Below are 19,566 nucleotides of genomic sequence, written 5' to 3' on the forward strand. Positions count from 1 at the left end.
ATGGCAGCCATGAAGCCGAGAACCGGAGACGGGCCGATGGAGGCTGTGAAGGAGGGGCGCCTGATCATCGTTCGTGTTCCGCTCGAGGGCGGCGGGCGTCTTGTGGTGTCGGTCAACGACGCCGAGGCCAAGGAATTGCACGACGTGCTCGCGGGGGTCGTCGGCGCCTGAGCTGTTCACTTCCTGCTTCACTGCGGCCGGTCCTTCGGGGCCGGCCGCAGTGGCATGTCAGTGGGTCTCGTCGATCGTCGTGAGCTGGAGGAGACCTTCGCCCACGATCGACAGCGCGCCGATGACGGCCGGGGAGGACTGCGTCTCCTGGATGAGCGACCGGTAGGCCGTCGTCACAGGATCGCGACGCACGGGATCGGCGACGGCGCCGCCGGCGAGGATGCGGGGCACGAGCACGAGCCCGCCCGGACGCACGAGCCGCAGGCCGTGCTCCACGTACTCGATCACGCCGTCCGCATCCGCGTCGACGAGCACGATGTCGTAGGAGGCTTCGTTCATCCGCGGCAGGACGTCGGAGGCGCGGCCGGTGATGAATCTGGCGCGAGCCGGTGCGATGCGCGCGTCCGAGAACGCGCGACGGGCGGCCTGGAGGTGCTCGGGCTCCTTGTCGATGGTCGTGAGGATGGCCCGCGGTGCACCGTGCATGAGCCACAGACCCGACACACCCGCACCCGTGCCGATCTCGACGACGTTCAGGGCGCGTGAGACCTGGGCGAGCAGCGCGAGTTGCGCACCGATCGGCGGGCTCACCGGATCGGCGCCCAGTTCGAGGGCGTGCGTGCGTGCGCGGGCGATCGCGTCGGGTTCGACGGTCGCCTCACGAGCGAAGCGGTCGCTCGCGTCGTGTCCGGCCATGGTGTTCCTCCTCGGCAAGCCTACGGTCGCCGGTGGGCGGCGGCGGTCAGGCGCGGCGGTAATCTGAAGGCATGGTGTTCGGGCTCACGATCGAGAAGCTGCTGGTGATCGCCGTGATCGCCGCCTTCCTCATCGGACCCGAACGGCTGCCCCGATACGCGGAGGCGCTGGCGAGACTCACGAACCGCTCCCGCGAGTTCCTGCGCGGTGCGCGCACCCGCGTGAAGGACGAGATGGGTCCCGAGTTCGACGAGGTGGACTGGCGCAAGCTCGACCCGCGTCAGTACGACCCGCGTCGCATCATCCGCGAGGCGCTGCTCGACGATCCGCCCACGGCGACCGTGCGTGCGGCCGGTGCCGCGGCGGCCGTGACCGTGTCGACGACTCGCGCGGCAGAGAGCTTCGATCTGGAGTCCGGGGAGCAGCCGCCGTTCGACGACGAGGCGACCTGACGCCTCCGGCGCTCAGCGCGGGGTGACGGGCAGCGGTCTGCCGGACAGTGAGCGTCCGGATCGCAGGATGCGGTCGGCGACCTGCTGGATCGCGAGCGAAGCCGCATCCTGCGGAGCGAGGCGCACGACCGGCTCGCCCGTGTCCCCGCCTCGGCGCAACGCCGGGCTCAGCGGCACGCGCGCGATGACCTCGACCGTCTCGGCATCGGTGCTCAGCTCCCGGGCGATGCGGTCACCGCCGCCTGACCCGAACAGATCGAACGTCGTGCCGTCGGGCAGTGTCATCGCGGTCATGTTCTCGACGACGCCGAGCACGTTCTGTCCCGTCTGCCGCGCCACGAGCGCGCTGCGCGCCGCCACATCGGAGGCCGCCGCCTGCGGAGTGGTCACGACGAGGACATCGGCGTGCGGCAGAAGCTGCCCGATCGAGATGGCGATGTCACCCGTGCCCGGTGGCATGTCGATGAGCAGCACGTCGAGGTCGGCGAAGTAGACCTCGGTGAGGAACTGCTGAATCGTGCGATGAAGCATGGGACCGCGCCACGCGACGGCGCTGCGTGCGGCTCCCTCGGGCAGGAACATGCCGATGGAGACCACCTTCACGTCGAAGGCGACCGGTGGGACGATGAGGTCGTCGATCCGAGTAGGTCGCACACTCGCGCCGTCGGCATCGACGAGTCCGAGCAGTGCCGGGATCGAGAACCCGTGTACGTCCGCATCCACGACGCCCACGCGTCTCCCGCGGTCCGCCAGCGCGACGGCGAGGTTGGCGGTGAGCGTCGACTTGCCGACGCCGCCCTTGCCGCTCGTCACGGCGATCACGCGCGTCAGCGAGTCGGGCGTGAAGGGATTCCCTCGCCGGCGCCCGCCGCGCAGGCGCGTCGTCAGCGCCTCACGCTCCTCGGGGCTCATGACCCCCAGGGCGACCTCGACCGGCGCTTCTCCCACGACGCTCGCGGCCGCTGCCCGCACGTCGCGTTCGATGCGATCGGATGCCGGGCAGCCGACGATCGTGAGCGCCACCGCGACGCGCACGCCGCCGTCGGCGACCTCCGTCACCTCGCGGAGCATGTCGAGGTCGGCGAGGGTGCGTCTCAGCTCGGGATCGGTGACGGCGCCGACCGCCTCCCGCACCCGGGCGACACGGTCGGTCTCAGAGCTCACGGGCTTCGCGCTCCGCCTTCTCGCGGCGTTCGGCCCGACGGCGCTTCTCCTCGCGCTCGGCCCGCACCTGCTCGGGCTCCTCACCGGCGCCGTGCGCCTGCAGATCCTCCAGCAACGCCCGCAACTCGTCGCGGAGCACCTCACGGGTGACGGACTCGCTCGAGACGTCCGTCAGCGCCATCCGCAGTGCGACGATCTCCCGGGCGAGGTACTCGGTGTCGGCGAGGTTGCGCTCCGCGCGCTGGCGGTCCTGCTCGATCTGCACCCGGTCGCGGTCGTCCTGACGGTTCTGGGCGAGCAGGATCAGAGGAGCGGCGTAGGACGCCTGCAGCGACAGCACGAGCGTCAGCGCCGTGAACCCGTTGTCCGAGGAATCGAAACGCAGCTCCGGCGGCAGGATGGTGTTCCAGGCGAGCCACGCGGCGCAGAACGCACTCAGACCCACCAGGAACCAGGGCGTTCCCATGCCGCGGGCGATCACCTCGGTGAAGCGGCCGAAGCGATCGCGCGAGGGCTGCGAGGACCGCGACAACATGCCGCCCCGGCCGCGGGGTGCGTCCAGCGCCCCTTTGCGGGGGGAACGAACCATCATTGCGGCCGTCCTTCCGAGTCTCCCGTGCGCCAGTCCTCCGGAAGCAGGTAGTCGAGCACGTCGTCGACGCTGACGGCGCCGACGAGGCGTTGCGCGGAGTCGACGACCGGCACCGAGACGAGGTTGTAGGTCGCCAGCAGGCGGGCGACGACGGCAGCGGATGCAGTGGCGGGCACGGGCTCGAGCGAGTCATCGAGCAGCGCGCCGAGTCGCTCATGCGGGGGATAGCGCAGCATCCGCTGGAAGTGCACCGTGCCGAGCAGCCGGCCCGTCGGCGTCTCATAGGGAGGCAGCGTGACGAACACAGCGGCGGCGAGGGCCGGATGGGTCTCGTGGCGGCGGATGAGCGCGAGCGCCTCGGCGATCGTGTTGTCGGCCGACAGCACGATGGGCTCGGGTGTCATGAGCCCACCTGCGGTATCCGGGCCGTACTGCAGGAGAGCGCGCACGTCCTCCGCCTCATCGGGCTCCATGAGCTCGAGCAGCTCCTCGCGCTGCTCGGCCGGCAGCTGGGCGAGCACGTCGGCCGCGTCGTCGGGTTCCATCGCGTCGAGGATGTCGGCGGCGCGCTCGTCGCCCAGAGCCTCGAGGATGTGCACCTGCTCCTCCTCCGGCATCTCTTCCAGAGCGTCGGCGAGACGGTCGTCGGGCAGCTCCTCCGCCACCTCGAGGAGACGGTCCTCGGGAAGATCCAGCAGCGTGTTGGCCAGGTCGGCGGCCTTGAGCTCTGCGTAACTGGCGACCAGGCGCTCGGCGGACTGCGCCTCGCCGCGAGTCTGACCGTCGTTGACGTCGTGCCACGAGGCGAAGGTCGTCGCGCCCTTCGCGAAGGGCGAGGGGCTGGTCTTGGGCTTGCGCAGGAACAGCTGCGACACGTCCCACTCGCCGAGGCGGTTGCGTTCGATCGCGACGTCCTCGATGACGGCCTGGCCGGAACCGTCGCGCAGCGACACCTTGCGACCCACGAGCTCCGCCAGAACCCGCACCTCGCCGCCGCGCTGCTGGAAACGGCGCACGTTGATGAGACCGGTCGTGATCACCTGGCCGGTGTCGATGGAGGTGACGCGCCCGATCGAGACGAACACATGGCGCCGGCCGGGGATCTCGATGACCAGGCCGATGACGCGGGGAGCATCGTCGGGGCGGTAGATCACGACGACGTCGCGCACGCGTCCGAGGCGGTCGCCGGCGGGATCGAAGACCGCGCATCCGGCCAGACGCGCGACGAAGACCCGCTGTGTGCTCACCCGACCAGCCTAGCCCCGGCCTCGATGAGCAAGCCGGGAGCGCTGCGGCACGGCGTGGGAAGATGGGGCGATGAGCAACCAGGGTGCACCGTTCTCGCAAGGCTCCGCCGAGACAGGCGAGACCGTCGCCTCGTTCACGCAGTACGAGGGAGCGCAGAAGGCGGTGTCCGCTCTTATCGCGGCCGAGGTTCCGGCCAAGGAGATCGCGATCGTGGGCGCAGGCCTGCGTTCCATCGAGCGCATCACCGGCAGGCTGGGCTACGCGACCGCCGCCAGGTCGGGCGCCATCAACGGCCTCATGCTGGGTGTGCTCTTCTCGTTCATCTTCGTGCTCGGCTCGCCCGCCGCACCGATCCAAGCCTTCGTCGGCGTGCTGCTGGTGGGCATCGCGCTCGGGATGCTGCTGAACATCCTGATGTTCTCGATCGTGCGCCGCCGGCGCGACTACGCCTCCGTCATGCAGGTCGTCGCGGACCACTACGAGGTCAAGGTCGCGCCCGCCAGCGTGCACAAGGCTCGCGCCGCGCTCGGCACCGCACCGACCGCCACGCGGCCGGCCGCGGCGCCGCGGCGGCTCGACACCCCGCCCCGCTACGGCGAGCGGATCACGCCGGGCGCGCAGCCGCCCCAGGCGGCACCGGTCGAGCGGCCCGCGCCGACAGAGCCGCAGCCGGGCCAGGACGAGGACCGCGCCTGAGCGCGCCGAATCCGGCCCGGCCAGCGTTTCTCAGTTCGACAGGCGCGCGATCCACGCCTCGATCTCGTCCGCCGTGCGGGGGATGCCTGCAGACAGGTTGACGGGGCCCTCGGCTGTCATGAGGATGTCGTCCTCGATGCGCACGCCGATCCCGCGCAGTTCCTCCGGGACGGTGAGATCGTCAGCCTGGAAGTACAGGCCCGGCTCGATCGTGAACACCATTCCGGGAGCCAGCTCGCCCTCGTAGTACATGTCGCGACGCGCCTGTGCGCAGTCGTGTACGTCGAGGCCCAGGTGGTGGCTGGTGCCGTGCACCATGTATCGCCGGTGCTGCCCGCCGCGGTCGGCGTCCAGCGCCTCCTGCGCCGTGACCGGGATGAGGCCCCACTCTGCGACGCGGGCGGCGATGACCGACATGGCAGCCTCATGGATCTCACGGAACTTCACGCCGGGACGAGCAGCGGCGAAGGCGACGTCGGCCGCCTCGCGCACCGTCTCGTACACACGGCGCTGGACTTCGGTGAAGCGCCCGTTGACCGGCAGCGTGCGGGTGATGTCGGCGGTGTAGAGGCTGTCCACCTCGACACCGGCGTCGATCAGGATGAGATCGCCCGGCAGGACACGGCCGTCGTTGCGGGTCCAGTGCAGGTAGCAGGCGTGCGCGCCGGACGCCGCGATCGTGTCGTACCCCTCCCCGTTGCCGTCGCTGCGAGCCCGCTGGTGGAAGACACCCTCCACGACGCGTTCGCCACGGGGATGCGTGACGATGCGGGGGAGTTCTCGGACGATGTCGTCGAAGCCGGCACCGGTGACGTCCACCGCCAGCTGCAACTGGGCGATCTCGTGCTCGTCTTTGATGAGGCGCAGCTCCGACACGATGCGGCTGAGCTCGGCGTCCTCGTCTACCCGTCGGTCCGCGTCGCTCGCGGTGAACGCATCGAGATGAGCGGTCGCGATGGCGAGATCCGCCGCGACCTGCGCCAGCGACGGGCGCGGCCCGATCCAGAACTCGCCCACATTCGCATCGGCGTAAAACTCGCTGGTGGTGCGGTCGGCGCGCTCGCGGAAGTAGAGCATGACGTCGTGGCCCTCGTCGCCGCGGGGCTCGAAGACGAGCACGGAGCCCGGTTCGCTGTCGGCGCCCCACCCGGTCAGGTGGGCGAAGGCGGAGTGCGCACGGAACGGGTAGTCGGTGTCGTTGCTGCGCTGCTTCAGCTCGCCGGCGGGGATCACGAGGCGCGAGCCCGGGAACAACGCGGAGAGGGCGACGCGGCGTGCGGCGGCGTAGGCCGCTTCGATGCGTGGCGGAGCGATCGTCTCCGCCCGCTCGGCCCATCCGGTCGAGATCGTCGACAGGAATCCCTGGGGGAAGGGCTGCTTGCGGTTCGAGACGACCGGCTCTTCAGTGGTCGCGGGTGAGGTGTCCGTGGAATCCGACATGGCTCCAGTCTCCCACCCTCCTCGGCGGCTCGCTCAGCCGGTGCGCTCGTACTGCACGACGAGCGGGCGATGGTCGCTGCCGGCGTCGTCCATCCCGCTCAGCACCACGGAGCCCGTGGGGGTCCACTGCGGCGTGGCGAGCACGTGGTCGATCGGCGCGCCCGCGAGCGCGGGGAGGTCGGTGGGCCAGGTGCCGACCGAGCCGTTGCCCGTCTGCGATGCCGCATCCCGGCAGGCGCCGAGCGTTCCGCCGTCGGTGCCGAGTCCGGCCATGTGATCGAGGGTGGCGTTGAAGTCGCCCGCCATGATGACGTCTCCACCCGCGCACTGGTCGGCCAGCCACTGCAGATCGTGGCGCCACTGCTCCATCTGATCCTCGCGGGGTGCGACCGCGTGGGCGGCGACGACCGTGGGGCCGTTGCCGTCGGTCGGCATCGCGACGGCGCTGGGTACCGTGCTCGTGCCCTCCTGGGACGAGGCGATGACAGAGTAGGTTCCGAGTGATGGGCTGATCAGCAAGGTCGTCGAATCCGCCGCCCACCCGTCGGTGCCGTACTCGGTGTGGTGCGCCCACATGGGGCTGCCGAGATCCCGCATCGCGACCGCGACTTCGGCGCCGGTCTCGATCGTGGTCTCGGGAAGGCTCACAATGTCCGCGCCCATGGCGATGGCGGTCTGCGCGATCGTCTGCGGCGAGGTGGCATCGCCGGCGGTGTTCCAGGTCATGACCCGGATGCTGTTCTCGGTCTTCGCGGGCAGCGCCGTCGTGCCCGTGCCGCGGGAGACGATGACCGCCGCGTTGGCGCCGACGGCGAGCACGGCGACGAGCGCGATCGGCAGGACGACGCGACGCACCGGGCGCGCGACCGAGAGGAGCAGCGCGACGACCGCGAGAGCCGCGAACGCCAGCGCGACGAGAGCGCGGAACGAGACGATCTGGGTCAGCGGGAAGGTGCGCGACAGGCGGAAGAACTCCGGCCAGGTGAGCACGGCCGCCGCGATCGCGCAGAGCAGGCTCAGCAGGATACCCAGCAGACGTGACACCCTCCGAGCCTAGGCAGCACACCTGAGCGTCGGCCGCACGCAGCAGGGCGCATGCGGGTGCGCGGTACGCTCGGGGGATGAGTGCAGACGGACGCGTATCGACGCCCGCCGACCTGCATCTGCACTCCACCCGCTCCGACGGCACCGAGTCGCCCGCCGAGGTCATGCGCCAGGCGCACGCGGCGGGACTGGCAACGGTGTCGCTCACCGACCACGACACGACGGCGGGATGGGACGAGGCGGCCGGCGAGGCCGTGCGACGGGGCATGACGTTTCTGCCGGGGATGGAGATGAGCGCGCGTCACGGGTGGCGCAGCGTCCACGTCCTCGCGTATCTGTTCGACCCGACGGACACGGCCCTCACCGCGGAGCTCGCCCGCATCCGCGATGACCGCGTCGGCCGCGCGGAGCGTATCGTCGCCAGCCTCGCGCGCGACTACGACCTCACCTGGGCGGACGTGCTCGCCCAGACCGGTGCCGATGCGACCGTGGGCCGCCCGCACATCGCGGATGCTCTCGTCGCGCGCGGCATCGTCGCCGATCGCGGTGCTGCATTCGACGGCGTGCTGCACCCGCGCGCGGGTTATTACGAACCGCACTACGCTCCTGACCCGCTGACCGCCGTCGACCTCGTGGTGGCCGCGGGCGGTGTGCCGATCATCGCCCACCCGACGCCTCATGGTCGCGACCGGATGCTGCCGATGCCCGTCATCGACGAGCTCATCGCCCACGGACTGGGCGGCTTCGAGATCGAGCATCGCGAGAACACGGCAGACGGCAAAGCGGTGCTGCGCCGGGTCGCGGCGGACCACGATCTCATCGTCACCGGTTCGAGCGACTATCACGGCGCGGGCAAGCCCAACCGGCCGGGCGAGAACACCACGTCGGCCGAGATGCTCGGGCGGATCATCGCCCGCGCGAGCGGCAGTGCGCCGATCCACCCCTGAAGGGGATCGGCGCGCTACGAGGTCTCAGGCCGAGGGGGCCGATGCGTCGGGGCGGGGACCGCGCCGACGACGGCGACGCCGTGCCGCGGGCTTTCCGTCGTGGTGCTCGGCACCGCCGCCGTCGTGCGTGCCGCCACCATCTGTGCGCGGTGCCTCGGATCCGGATGCGTCGGGCGCAGCGGATGCGTCCGAACTCGCGCCCGTGCGGCGGCGGCGGCGCTTGCGAGGCGCGGCGTCTCCGGCGGGCGCGTCACCGGACACGGTCGTCACGGTGGCCGTGGCTGGGGCCTTGCGCAGGCGCCCCTTCGTGCCCTCGGGGATGTCGAGGTCCGCGAACAGGTGCGGGCTCGACGAATAGGTCTCGACCGGCTCCGGCTGTCCGAACTCGAGTGCGCGGTTGATGAGAGCCCACTTGTGCAGGTCCTCCCAGTCGACGAAGGTCACCGCGATGCCGGTGCGGCCGGCGCGTCCGGTGCGGCCGGCGCGGTGCAGGTAGGTCTTCTCGTCGTCCGGGATCGTGTGGTTGATCACGTGGGTGACGTCGTCGACGTCGATGCCGCGCGCGGCCACGTCCGTCGCGATGAGGACGTCCTTCTTGCCGGCTTTGAAGGCGGCCATGGACCGCTCGCGCGACTCCTGGCTCATGTCGCCATGGACGGCGCCGGCGTTGAAGCCGCGGTCGTTGAGCTCGTCGACCAGTCGCTGCGCCGCGCGCTTGGTGCGCGTGAACACGACGGTCTTGCCGCGACCCTCTGCCTGCAGGATGCGGGCGATGATCTCGTCCTTGTCCAGACTGTGGGCGCGGTAGACCAGGTGGCGGATGTTCGCCTGCGTCAGCCCCTCATCGGGATCGTTGGCCCGAATGTGGATGGGGTTGGACATGAAACGTCGCGCGAGCGCGACGATCGGGCCCGGCATGGTGGCAGAGAACAACTGCGTGTGCCGCACCGCGGGCACCTTGGAGAAGATCTTGTCGATGTCGGGCAGGAAGCCGAGATCGAGCATCTTGTCGGCCTCGTCCAGGACGACCTCGGTCGCGTGGGAGAGATCGAGCAGACGCTGGTTCGCGAGGTCGATGAGTCGACCCGGCGTGCCGACGACGATCTGCGCGCCGGCCTTCAGCTGGTCGATCTGACCCTCGTAGGCCTTGCCGCCGTAGATGGCGACGACGCTGGTGCTGCGGCCGGAGGTCAGCAGGTCCATGTCTTCGTAGACCTGCACCGCGAGTTCGCGGGTGGGAACGACGATGAGTGCCTTCACGCCGGGCTCCGGCGAGGCGCCGAGTCGCTGTACGACGGGGATGCCGAAGCCGAAGGTCTTGCCGGTACCGGTCTTGGCCTGGCCGATGATGTCCTGCCCGGGCAGGGAGAGCGGAATGGTCTGCTCCTGGATGGGGAACGCGTCGGCGATGCCGCGAGCGGCAAGAACGTCGGCGATGTCTTGGTCGACGCCGAGCTCGGCGAAGGTCGTCACAATATGCACCTGTCTGGTTGTGGGCGCGGGGCGCGCCGCCGGATGTCCGCGCCCTTGTCAGCCCCAGGCGCGCAGGTCCCGATCCGATGCCGGGACCCCACCAGGATACCGGAGCACGCCCTCGCCTCCGCCTGGCGCTCCGGCGCGCGGGCGAGGAACCTTCTAGGCTGGTCGCGTGTGGGATTGGTTCCGACGTCGTTCGCGGCCTGCGGGTCGCACGCTGCGCCTGCGTTCGCGGGGTGAGTACGACGGCATCACGCGTATCGACTTCGCCGAGCTCGCGCCTGACGTCGACACGTTCCTCGGACAGGCCGCTTATCTGCAGCTCGGCTTCTTCGAGACGCTCACCGAGCTCATCGCGCTGACGCCCGAGCTCGCGCGCAAAGAGGCGATCTCGCGGGCGGCGGGCGCCGCACTGCGCAAGCACGAGGAACTCGTCGCCGTCATCCGCGACCGCGATGAGGATCCCACGGCGCTCATGCTGCCCTTCCGCGAGCCGCTCGACGCGTTCCGGGCCCAGGTGCACGGCGTGCGATGGCCGGAGACGATGCTGTCGGTGCATCTGACCGCAGGCATGCTCGATGACTTCTACCTCGCGCTCTCGGCGAGCTATGGCGAGACGGGGCTGCGGGTCGCCCGCGCGCTGGAGGCGGACGATGCCCGCAGTGCGCTCGTCGACATCCTGCTCGAGACCCTGGGTGAGAGCGATGAGTGGCCGTCGCTGCTCGCGCTGTGGGGACGCCGCCTCGTGGGCGACACCCTGCTGATCGCGCGCGCGGCGCTGAAGGGCACAGAGAATCCGACGGCGATGCAGGAGACCGTCGAGCCGGTGTTCACCGAGCTCATGGCGGCGCACGCGCGTCGGATGGAGGCGCTCGGCCTGTCGTCCTGAGTGGCGACGCGGCCGGTCTCAGCCCGCGACGGCGGCGACCGCCTCGATCTCGACGAGCTGCTCGGCGCATCATGATCGCCGAACGCGTCCCGGACGACTCCCACGCGGCGACGAGGTCGCTCTGGCGTGCGGAGGCGACCAGCACCCGGGTGCTGACGACGTCGTGCAGTCCGGCGCCGGCGGCCGCGAGGGCCTCGGCGAGTGTCTCGACGCACCGAGCAGCCTGCCCGGCGTAATCGCCGATCGCGACGGTTGAGCCGTCGTCGGCGAGCGGGCATGCTCCCGCCAGGAAGATGAAGCGCGTGCCGGCGGGAGCGGTGGCGGCATAGGCGTACTCGGCTGCATCGCTCAGCCGTGGGGCGCGGATGAGGCGGACGGCGGATGCGTCCATCGGTTCAGCCGATGTGCAGCCGCTGACGCTCCCGCGCGTCGTGCGCCGAGCGGATGCGGTTCACGACCACCAGAACGGGGACCACCACGACCGGGGCGGCCACGAGCGCGGCCAGCCACAACCACGGCTCGGCCGTGGTCGTGCCGGCCCACGTCAGAGTGAGCCACGCAGCCCCGCTGACGAAGGCCCCGATCATCGGCGCGAGCGCCACGCCGCGCAGCTCACGACCGCGGAGCGCGAAGTGAGCCGCGGTACCCACGGCTGCGCCGTAGATCAGCGCGAGCAGGATCTCCATCGCTCAGGCGACGAAGCCGACCCGACGGGCCTCTTCGGTGCCGAGCTCGACGTATGCCAGGCTCGCGGCGGGGACGATGTAGGAGTTGCCCTTGGTGTCGGCGAACGACACGAACGGAGCGCCCGAGCCGAGCGCGTCGGCGAGCGACTTCTTCACGTCCTCGGCGGCCTGGTCGGTCTCGAAGTTGAGCTCGCGGCCGGTGTTCGCGATGCCGATGCGGATCTCCACGGATGTCGCCTCTCTCGTCTGTCTTCGGGGACATTCCGACTCTACGGCACCGCAGAATGCGGACGCCCGGCAGTGCCGGTGCCGGTGCACGCTGTGGGCGAACGCGTCGCTTCGGGGCCGTGTCGCCGGGGCGCGTTAGCGTTTTGGCGATGCCTCTTCTTTCCGCCTCCGCGAGCGCCGCCGCCGACGCCGAGCCGGTCTTCGAGGCGCCCGAGTGGGATGCCTCGCAGCGTGCGGTGCTGGAGACGGCCCCGGATCGGTCGCTGGTGGTCGTCGGCGCGCCGGGATCGGGTAAGACCACGCTGCTGATCGCACGCGTGGCGCAGCTCACGGCCGGGGGACTCGACCCCGACGAGGTTCTGGTTCTCACCTCTACGCGCCAGAGCGCGACCGCACTGCGCGACCGCCTCTCGCTGGCGATGACGGGTGCCCGATCGGGCGCCCCCGCGCGGTCCGTCGCGTCTCTCGCGTTCGAGATCGTGCGCGCGAACGAGGTGCGCCACGGCCGCCCCGCGCCGCGTCTGCTCACGGGCGCGGACGACGACCAGATCGTGCACGATCTGCTTCGCGGTGACGAGCTCGACGAACAGGACGGTGCCGCATCCCGCTGGCCGGACGGTTTCGGCACCGCGGTGCGCTCGTCGCGCGCCTTCCGCAGCGAGCTGCGGGCTTTCCTCGCCGAATGCACCACGTGGGGCATCGACGCGGCACAGCTCGCCGCGCTGGCGGCATCCGAAGGCGTGCCGGTGTGGGAGGCGCTCAGTTCGTTCCTCGTCGAGTACGACGACGCCCGCGGTCATCTGCGCTCCTCACACCGCGATGCGGCGGGGCTCGTCGCTGAGGCCGTGTCGCTGCTCGGCCGCCTCGAGGCGGCAGACCCGGCGCTCGCTGTCGTGCGGCGCCTGCGCGTCGTCCTGGTCGACGACGCGCAGGAGCTCACCCCGGGCGCCGTCGCGCTGCTGGAGGCGCTGCACGCGCGAGGGATCACGGTCACGGCCTTCGGCGATCCCGACATCGGCTCCGGCGCCTTCCGCGGCGCGCGTCCCGAGCACTTCGCGCGTCTGGCCGCCTCCCTCGGACGCACGGCGGTGCTCGAGCGAGCCCATCGAGGAACCGCTCTGCAGACGGATGCCGTACGGCGCGTCACGAGCAGGATCGGCGCGGCGGGTGTCGTGGCCCATCGGCGGGCGCCGCAAGGGGCACCCGTCGATGAGAGCCTCCGGGTGTATCTCGCGCGCTCCGCCCCGGAGGAGCACGACCTCATCGCGCGCGTGCTGCGCGAGCGGCATCTGCGCGACGGGGTGGCATGGGCCGACTGTGCCGTGATCGCCCACGACTCCCGGCAGGTCGCCGCCCTGGAGGCAGAGCTCGGTGCGCGGGAGGTGCCCGCCCGCGCACCGGGTCTCGTCGAACCCCTGGGGAGCCGGGGGAGCGTGAGGCGCCTGCTCACGGTCGTCCGCGCCGCGGCGGAGGAGGTCGATCCGGCCGAGACGCTCCTGTCCGCGGGTTTCGACCCGGTCGACCTCCGCAGACTCCGAGCGGCGTTGCGTCGTGCCGAGGTACTCGTGGCGGGCACGAGACCCGCCGCGCAACTGCTCGTCGAAGCGCTGCACGAGCCGGCGCGTCTGGAGGCGCTCGGCACACGCGAAGGATCGCGTGCCGCGACGATCGCCGCGACGCTCGCCCAGCTGCGGGACGACCTGGAGCGCGGTGCCACCGCGCACGAGCTGTTGTGGACCGCGTGGTCGCGCAGCGGGCTCGAGTCCGCGTGGTCGACGCTCGCCCGCGGATCGGGTCCGCTCGCCGAGCAGGCCGACCGCGACCTGGATGCGGTCGTGGCACTCTTCCAAGCCGCCAAACGCTTCGGAGAGCGTGCCGAGGAGGGCGGTCCTCGCGATCCGATGGTGTTCGTGAGGGGTGTCCTCGACAGCGACGTGGCCGAGGACCTCTTCGCCCCGCCGAGCCGGCGGGAGCGGGTGCAGGTGCTCACGCCCGCGGCGGCGCTGGGTGCCGAGTTCGACACGGTCGTGATCGCGGGCGTGCAGGAGGGCGTCTGGCCCAACACGCGTCTGCGCGGCACCCTGCTGCAGGCATGGCGGCTCGCGGAGTCTCGCATCGGTGCGGACGCCCCGAGCACTCGTGATCGGCGACGAGAGGTGCTGCACGACGAGCTGCGGCTGTTCGCCCGGGCGCTGTCCCGGGCGCGCAGCCGCGTGGTGGTGACCGCGGTCTCGGACGACGCATCGGCTCCGAGCCCGCTCCTGGAGCTGCTGCCCGACGCCCAGCCGGCACCCACCCGGCATCCGCTCTCGCTGCGAGGGCTCGTGGCCGCCCATCGGCGCACTCTGACCACCGCGACCGCTGTCGCGGCGCGCTCGCACGCAGCCCGGCAGCTCGTTCACCTGGCCGATGCCCGTGTCGCCGGCGCCGTACCCGCGCAGTGGTACGGCATGGTTTCCGCAACATCCCACGCGCCGCTGCACGACGCCGCCGAGACATCCGTGCGGCTCTCGCCTTCTCGGCTCGAAGCGCTGGAGACCTGCCAGCTCGACTGGGTCATCGCCGATCTCGGCGGAGCGCGCACGGAGACGACGGCCGGCCTCGGGACGCTCCTGCACCACGCGATGGAGACCGCGGGGCCGGACGAGGACTCGCTCTGGCGAGCGGTCCAAGAGCGCTGGGACGAACTGGAGTTCGACGCGCCGTGGCGCGAGCGCGTCGAGCGAGACCGCGCGCGCGACCTGGTCCGGCGCCTCTCGGCCTACCTCCGGGACTTCGAGGCGCGCGGCGGAAAGCTGCTCGGAGCCGAGTCGAGGTTCGAGGTGTCGCTGCCGCATCCGGCGGGCGACGAGGCCCGGCCCATGGTGCTGTCGGGCACCATCGACCGCGTCGAGCTCCTGCCCGACGGGCGCGTGGAGATCGTCGATCTCAAGACCGGGCGGTCCGTGGCGAGCACGGATGCGAAGGTGGCCGACAATGCGCAGTTGGCGGCCTACCAGGTCGCGGTGGATGCGGGAATGGTGCCCGATGCGGAGGGGCGTGAGAGCGCGGGCGCGAAGCTGCTCGTCCTGCAGCCCACGTCATCCCGGTCGATCTTCGCGACGCCCACGCAGCCTCCCCTCGACGATGCGGCGCGTGCCGCCTTCCTCGGCCGGCTGAACGCTGCGGCGACGGTGATGAGCGCGCGCTCCTTCGAGGCGCACTACGAGACGCACTGCCGCGACGACTTCTCGCACGGCGTCTGCCGCATCCATACCGTCGCGCCGGTGAGCGCCCCGTGACCGGGTTGATCAGCGCGGCGGCGATCGCCGCCGCCCTCGGGCAGTTCCCGCCCACGGCCGAGCAGGCGGCTGTGATCGAGTCCGATCTGGAACCGGCGCTCGTGGTCGCGGGAGCCGGCAGCGGCAAGACCGAGACGATGGCGGGTCGCGTCGTGTGGCTCGTGGCGAACGGTCTCGTCCGCCGCGACCAGATCCTGGGGCTCACCTTCACGCGCAAGGCGGCGGGAGAGCTGGCCGAGCGCGTCCAGCGTCGACTGGCGCGTCTCGCGGAGTTCGAGCGGCGCGGCCTCCTCGACAGCCTCGAAGATCTCCACAGCCGCGGCGAGCTGGCAGGCTTCGGCGAGCTCGAGCGGTCCGGCGGATCCGACGACGATCGACGCAGACTGCTGGATCGCCTCGCCGAGGAACACGCCGTCGACGCTGGGCCCGCCGGCGATGCCGACGATCTGCTCGACCGGCCCACGGTCTCGACGTACAACAGTTTCGCCGACGGTATCGTCCGCGAACACGCGGCCCGTATCGGGCGCGACGCAGAGGCCGTAGTGCTGTCCGAGTCCGCCGCATGGCTGCTGATGCGGCGCACGGTGCTCGCCTCGGACGATCCCGAGCTCGAGACGACGGAGGAGTCGCTGCGGACCCTCGTCGATCGTGCGCTGCGCATCGCACGCGACGCCGTCGACAACCTCGTCGATCTCGATGACCTCGAGCGATTCCCCGAGACGTTCGCGCGCGTCGTCGACATTCCCTCGGAGAACGCGCGCACCACGGTCTACAAGGACGTGCTGGACGACGTCGCCGCCGTCGGCAAGCTCCCGCTCTACGCACGCCTCGCCCGCGAGTACGACCGGAACAAGCGCCGGACCGGGGTGATCGATTTCGCCGACCAGGTCGCCGGCGCCTACGAGATCGTGCGAGGCGATCCGCGACTGGTCGACGAGCTGCGTGAGCAATACCGCGTCGTGCTGCTGGATGAGTATCAGGACACCTCGGTGGTACAGAGCCTGCTGCTCTCGACCCTGTTCGCGGATTGCGCCGTGATGGCGGTGGGAGACCCTCACCAGGCGATCTACGGTTGGCGCGGCGCGAGCGCCGGCAACCTGGCGGGTTTCGCGGCGGCGTTCTCGCGCCACGGCACATGCGCTCGCTTCGACCTGCTCACGAGCTGGCGAAACGCTCCGGCCGTGCTGCGCGCGGCGACCGCCGTGCTGGCACCGCTCGCCGACCGCAGCGCGGTCGCCGTCGGCACCCTTCGCGCGAGGCCCGGCGCCGAAGACGGGCGTGTCGAGATCGTGACGGAGCGCGACCTGGAGAGCGAGGCGGACGCGGTCGCGCGCTGGTTCGCCGAGGTCATCCGCGTGCGCGGTGCCGAGGGGCGCTCGACGACGGGTGCCGTGCTCTTCCGCGCCAAGAAGCACATGCCGCGATTCGCCGAAGCGCTGGCACGCCACGGCATCCCGCATCGCGTTCTCGGCCTCGGCGGACTGCTGAGCACGCCGGAGATCGTCGACATCGTCAGCGCCCTGCGCGTCGTCAGCGATCCGACGCAGGGCTCTGCCCTCATTCGTCTGCTGAGCGGTCCGCGATGGGCGATCGGGCTGGCGGACCTGTCCGCACTGAACGATCTCGCCCGGCGCCAGGTGCGTGCGCGGGCCGGCGGCGAGAGCGAGCCGGACTTGCTGGCGCGGCTGCGTCAGAGCGCACGCACTGAGACCGGATCGCTCATCGACGCCCTCGATCTGTTCACGAGGCTCCGCCCGGACCACGCCTGGTTCCAGACGTTCACTCCTGCCGCCCGGGACCGACTGCGGGAGGCGGCGGCGGTGTTCGCGGGTCTCCGGCAGGTCGCGGCGACACTGCCCCTGACGGAGCTCGTGCGCGCGATCGAGGTGGAGCTGCGGCTGGACATCGAGCTCGCCGCGAACGAGAGCCGCGGGCCGGCGCGCACGGCGGCGGCGCAGGTGCGCGCCTTCGTCGACGAGGTCAACGCGTTCCTCACGGCCGACGAACACGGATCTCTGGCGAGCCTGCTGGCCTGGCTCGAGCACGCCGAGCGCAGCGACGATCTGGCGCCGCGGACCGATCCTCCGGAACCGGACGTGGTGCAGCTGCTGACCATCCACGGTTCGAAGGGGTTGGAGTGGGATGCGGTCGCGGTCGTCCGGCTCGTCGAGGGCGAGCTTCCCTCGACACCGAAGGAGACACGGGGCTGGCTCGGCGCGGGGGTCCTGCCCTACGTCTTCCGCGGGGACTCCGCGTGGCTGCCGCTGTATCCGTGGCAGGGCGCGGAGAGCCAGCAGCAGCTGCGCGATCGCCGCACGACGTTCGTCGACGCCCATCGGGACCGCGCGCTCGAGGAGGATCGGCGTCTCGCGTACGTGGCGGTCACGCGCGCGCGCGACCATCTGCTGCTGAGCGGATCGCCCTGGGCGGGAACGACGAAGCCGCGGGAGCTGAGCCGGTTCACGATCGAGATCGCCCAGGCGCTCGAGCAGGACGATCCCCGCATCGATCCGGGCGAGAACCCGCTCGCCGATGCGGCACGCACCCTGCACTGGCCGCTCGATGCCCTGGGGTCGCGCAGGACGCGGGTGACGGATGCCGCCGCGGCCGTGGAGGCGGCGCGTGCGGATCCGGGCGAGGCAGACGACGAGCTCGCCCTGCTGCTGGCCGAGCGCACCGAACGCCTGCGGCCGGCGCGCTCGGGCGCGCCGGTGCGCATCCCGGCATCTGCGTACAAGGACTTCGTCACCGACTACGACGCCGCCGTCGCGGCGCTCGAGCGCCCCATGCCGGAGCGGCCCTATCGACAGACCTCACTCGGCACGCGGTTCCACGCGTGGGTGGAACGACGTTCGGGAGTGAGCGCCTCCGCGTCGCTCGACGACCCCCTCTGGGCGACCGATGCCGCGCAGACCGGGGATGACGCGGACTTCGAGCGTCTCGTCGAGATCTTCGAGGCGAGCGAATGGGCGGCGCTGCAGCCGATCGAGGTCGAGACGGAGATCGACTTCCGCTACATCGGCATCGACGAACGCCCCCACGTCGTGGTGTGCAAATTGGATGCCGTATACCGCCGGGGCGATCGCATCGAGATCGTCGACTGGAAGACGGGTCGTGCTCCGCGCTCGGAGTCCGAGCGTCGCGAGCGTCTCGTGCAGCTCGAGTTGTACCGCCAGGCGTATCACGCCAGGCACGGCGTCCCGATCGAGCAGATCGACGTCGCGCTCTACTACGTCGCCGACGATCTCGTCATCCGCGACTGAGCCGGCGCTGCCGCCTGCTCAGCCCTCGGTCCAGCGGCGCAGTGCCTCTCGGGAGGCGCGCGCGGTCTCTTCGCGGCTCTCCTCGTCGTCCTCGGCGGTGTCGGTCGTGTCGTCGTGCGCCGGCTGCGGTCTGGCCGTCCACTCGGACAGGTCCACCGGCAGCGTCGGCATGCCCTCCGCCGAGCCCGAGCCCGAGCCCGAGCGCTCCTCTTCCTCGGCGAGGTACGCGCCCAGTTCGACCGGGTCGTAGGCATCGGTCTGCATCGACGTCTGCCCGCTCGCGGGCTCGGTCTCGGGCACCCGCCCGAGAAGCGCGATGGCGTCGTCGACGTCGGCGGAACCGGTCTGAACCAGTTCGGTACCCGCGGTCGCGTCGGCGAGGGATGTCAGAAGCTTCGTGGCATCGTCGACGACGAACTCGTCGCCCCGATCGACGCCGTGCACCAGCCACTTCGCGAACTCCAACTCGGCGAACAACCGCGCCCGGGTCATCAGAGCAGGGTCCGGCGAATGATGCGAGGCCGCCGTGTACCCCTCGTGGACGCCTGCGACCGACTCCGGCGCGGACCCCAGCCACCTCAGATCCACGGCGGGATCGCCGATGGAGAGGCCTTGCCAATCGAGAAGGGCGACGACCGCGGGCGTCCCGTCGACGTCGTCGAACACGAAGGACGACACATCCAGCCCGTCCAGAACGACCATCGGCTCGTAGCGCCACGCGGCGTCGTCGTCGAGAAGGCTCAGCCACCGCTCGCGGAGCTCGGGCACGAGGCGCCCCGTGTCATCCGCGCGCTCGACGAGACGCCGCGCGTCGGTGCGCACCTGCTGCGCGGAGCGCACCGGGTAGCCCTCGGCGCGGATCACCGTGACGGGCAGATCGTGTACGGCCGCGATCGCTCGGCCGACGAGTCCGGTGAACCCGGGCCCCGGCGGCAGATCGGCGGCATCGACGCGGTAGCCGGCCAGGTAGTCCGTGACGATGACCTGATCCGACCCCATCGAGGTCTCGCCCAGCACCGTGGGCGCCTGGAATGGAAGCAGACTGCGCACGCCGGCACTCAGCGACGACAGCACACGGGCGTCGGCGCGAGCCGTGCGGCCCGCTTCGTCGTCTCCCGCCACGCGCACCACGACGCGGCGGCCGTCGGCGAGATCCACCAGCGCCGCGGCAGTACCGGCCTCGTCCGTGCTGCCCAGCCGCCCCGCGCTCACGACGACGGCCTCCGGAAGAGCCGCCGTCACCGACGCGGCTAGAGTGAGGGGTGAGCGTGGCATGCACTCAGGGTAGGCGTC

General features: G+C 71.2%; 18 protein-coding genes. 7 read left to right on the top strand and 11 right to left on the bottom strand.

The window, feature by feature from the left end; all coding sequences use genetic code 11:
- A complete protein-coding gene (locus SK224_RS06800; RefSeq protein ID WP_137417400.1) occupies positions 1-171 on the top strand; it encodes a DUF3117 domain-containing protein in 171 nt (56 codons plus the stop codon).
- Between the two features lie 57 nt (positions 172-228).
- Here SK224_RS06800 and SK224_RS06805 read toward each other — a convergent pair whose 3' ends face one another.
- Positions 229-867: an O-methyltransferase gene (locus SK224_RS06805; protein ID WP_320433996.1), complete on the bottom strand. Its 639-nt coding sequence runs from the start codon at positions 865-867 to the stop codon at positions 229-231.
- A gap of 71 nt (positions 868-938) precedes the next feature.
- Between SK224_RS06805 and SK224_RS06810 the strand changes: the two genes are divergently transcribed.
- The gene (locus SK224_RS06810) at positions 939-1,319 is read left to right on the top strand and encodes a Sec-independent protein translocase TatB (RefSeq protein WP_320433997.1); all 381 of its coding nucleotides are present in this window, start codon (positions 939-941) and stop codon (positions 1,317-1,319) included.
- Positions 1,320-1,331: 12 nt separating this feature from the next.
- Here SK224_RS06810 and SK224_RS06815 read toward each other — a convergent pair whose 3' ends face one another.
- From SK224_RS06815 to SK224_RS06825, 3 genes are read right to left on the bottom strand one after another with little or no spacing between them, the layout of a single operon-like run.
- Positions 1,332-2,483, bottom strand: coding sequence for an Mrp/NBP35 family ATP-binding protein (locus SK224_RS06815; protein WP_320433998.1), 1,152 nt, complete (start codon positions 2,481-2,483; stop codon positions 1,332-1,334).
- Positions 2,473-3,072 (bottom strand): DUF1003 domain-containing protein, encoded by a 600-nt coding sequence (locus tag SK224_RS06820; RefSeq protein ID WP_320434728.1) that lies wholly within the window; start codon positions 3,070-3,072, stop codon positions 2,473-2,475. Before SK224_RS06820 ends, SK224_RS06815 begins: the two co-directional genes overlap by 11 nt.
- Positions 3,072-4,322, bottom strand: coding sequence for a magnesium transporter MgtE N-terminal domain-containing protein (locus SK224_RS06825; protein ID WP_137417397.1), 1,251 nt, complete (start codon positions 4,320-4,322; stop codon positions 3,072-3,074). The genes SK224_RS06820 and SK224_RS06825 overlap by 1 nt, the downstream gene beginning before the upstream one ends.
- Positions 4,323-4,392: 70 nt before the next feature.
- Between SK224_RS06825 and SK224_RS06830 the strand changes: the two genes are divergently transcribed.
- Positions 4,393-5,019, top strand: coding sequence for a general stress protein (locus SK224_RS06830; RefSeq protein WP_320433999.1), 627 nt, complete (start codon positions 4,393-4,395; stop codon positions 5,017-5,019).
- Between the two features lie 30 nt (positions 5,020-5,049).
- On the opposite strand, the gene SK224_RS06835 is transcribed toward SK224_RS06830, so the two are convergent.
- Together SK224_RS06835 and SK224_RS06840 are read right to left on the bottom strand one after the other, a co-directional pair.
- Positions 5,050-6,459 (bottom strand): aminopeptidase P family protein, encoded by a 1,410-nt coding sequence (locus tag SK224_RS06835; protein ID WP_320434000.1) that lies wholly within the window; start codon positions 6,457-6,459, stop codon positions 5,050-5,052.
- A gap of 33 nt (positions 6,460-6,492) precedes the next feature.
- A complete protein-coding gene (locus SK224_RS06840) occupies positions 6,493-7,503 on the bottom strand; it encodes an endonuclease/exonuclease/phosphatase family protein (RefSeq protein ID WP_320434001.1) in 1,011 nt (336 codons plus the stop codon).
- Between the two features lie 77 nt (positions 7,504-7,580).
- On the opposite strand from SK224_RS06840, the gene SK224_RS06845 reads away from it, so the two are divergent.
- Positions 7,581-8,450: a PHP domain-containing protein gene (locus tag SK224_RS06845; RefSeq protein WP_320434002.1), complete on the top strand. Its 870-nt coding sequence runs from the start codon at positions 7,581-7,583 to the stop codon at positions 8,448-8,450.
- Between the two features lie 24 nt (positions 8,451-8,474).
- Here SK224_RS06845 and SK224_RS06850 read toward each other — a convergent pair whose 3' ends face one another.
- The gene (locus tag SK224_RS06850; RefSeq protein WP_320434003.1) at positions 8,475-9,923 is read right to left on the bottom strand and encodes a DEAD/DEAH box helicase; all 1,449 of its coding nucleotides are present in this window, start codon (positions 9,921-9,923) and stop codon (positions 8,475-8,477) included.
- Between the two features lie 175 nt (positions 9,924-10,098).
- On the opposite strand from SK224_RS06850, the gene SK224_RS06855 reads away from it, so the two are divergent.
- Complete coding sequence (locus SK224_RS06855; protein ID WP_320434004.1) at positions 10,099-10,815, top strand: ferritin-like fold-containing protein; 717 nt, start codon at positions 10,099-10,101, stop codon at positions 10,813-10,815.
- Here SK224_RS06855 and SK224_RS06860 read toward each other — a convergent pair.
- The 3 genes from SK224_RS06860 to SK224_RS06870 are packed head-to-tail and all read right to left on the bottom strand — an operon-like array spanning position 10,766 to position 11,729.
- Positions 10,766-11,206: a Rid family hydrolase gene (locus tag SK224_RS06860; protein WP_413816764.1), complete on the bottom strand. Its 441-nt coding sequence runs from the start codon at positions 11,204-11,206 to the stop codon at positions 10,766-10,768. The genes SK224_RS06855 and SK224_RS06860 overlap by 50 nt on opposite strands.
- 4 nt (positions 11,207-11,210) lie before the next feature.
- Positions 11,211-11,501, bottom strand: a complete 291-nt coding sequence (locus tag SK224_RS06865) for a hypothetical protein (protein WP_320434005.1) — start codon at positions 11,499-11,501, stop codon at positions 11,211-11,213.
- A 3-nt stretch (positions 11,502-11,504) separates the two neighbouring features.
- Positions 11,505-11,729, bottom strand: coding sequence for a DUF3107 domain-containing protein (locus tag SK224_RS06870; RefSeq protein WP_320434006.1), 225 nt, complete (start codon positions 11,727-11,729; stop codon positions 11,505-11,507).
- 149 nt (positions 11,730-11,878) lie between these two features.
- Between SK224_RS06870 and SK224_RS06875 the strand changes: the two genes are divergently transcribed.
- Both SK224_RS06875 and SK224_RS06880 read left to right on the top strand, forming a co-directional pair.
- On the top strand, positions 11,879-15,010 hold the full coding sequence (locus SK224_RS06875; protein WP_320434007.1) for an ATP-dependent DNA helicase: 3,132 nt from the start codon (positions 11,879-11,881) through the stop codon (positions 15,008-15,010).
- Complete coding sequence (locus SK224_RS06880) at positions 15,007-18,273, top strand: ATP-dependent DNA helicase (RefSeq protein WP_320434008.1); 3,267 nt, start codon at positions 15,007-15,009, stop codon at positions 18,271-18,273. The genes SK224_RS06875 and SK224_RS06880 overlap by 4 nt, the downstream gene beginning before the upstream one ends.
- An 18-nt stretch (positions 18,274-18,291) precedes the next feature.
- Here the strand turns inward: SK224_RS06880 and SK224_RS06885 are convergent, their stop codons facing one another.
- Positions 18,292-19,548 carry a phosphotransferase gene (locus SK224_RS06885; protein WP_320434009.1) on the bottom strand — a complete coding sequence of 419 codons (1,257 nt, stop codon included), beginning with the start codon at positions 19,546-19,548 and terminating at the stop codon, positions 18,292-18,294.
- Between the last annotated feature and the right edge of the window lie 18 nt (positions 19,549-19,566).

It is taken from the genome of Microbacterium sp. BG28 (genome assembly GCF_034044005.1).
Classification (GTDB): domain Bacteria; phylum Actinomycetota; class Actinomycetes; order Actinomycetales; family Microbacteriaceae; genus Microbacterium.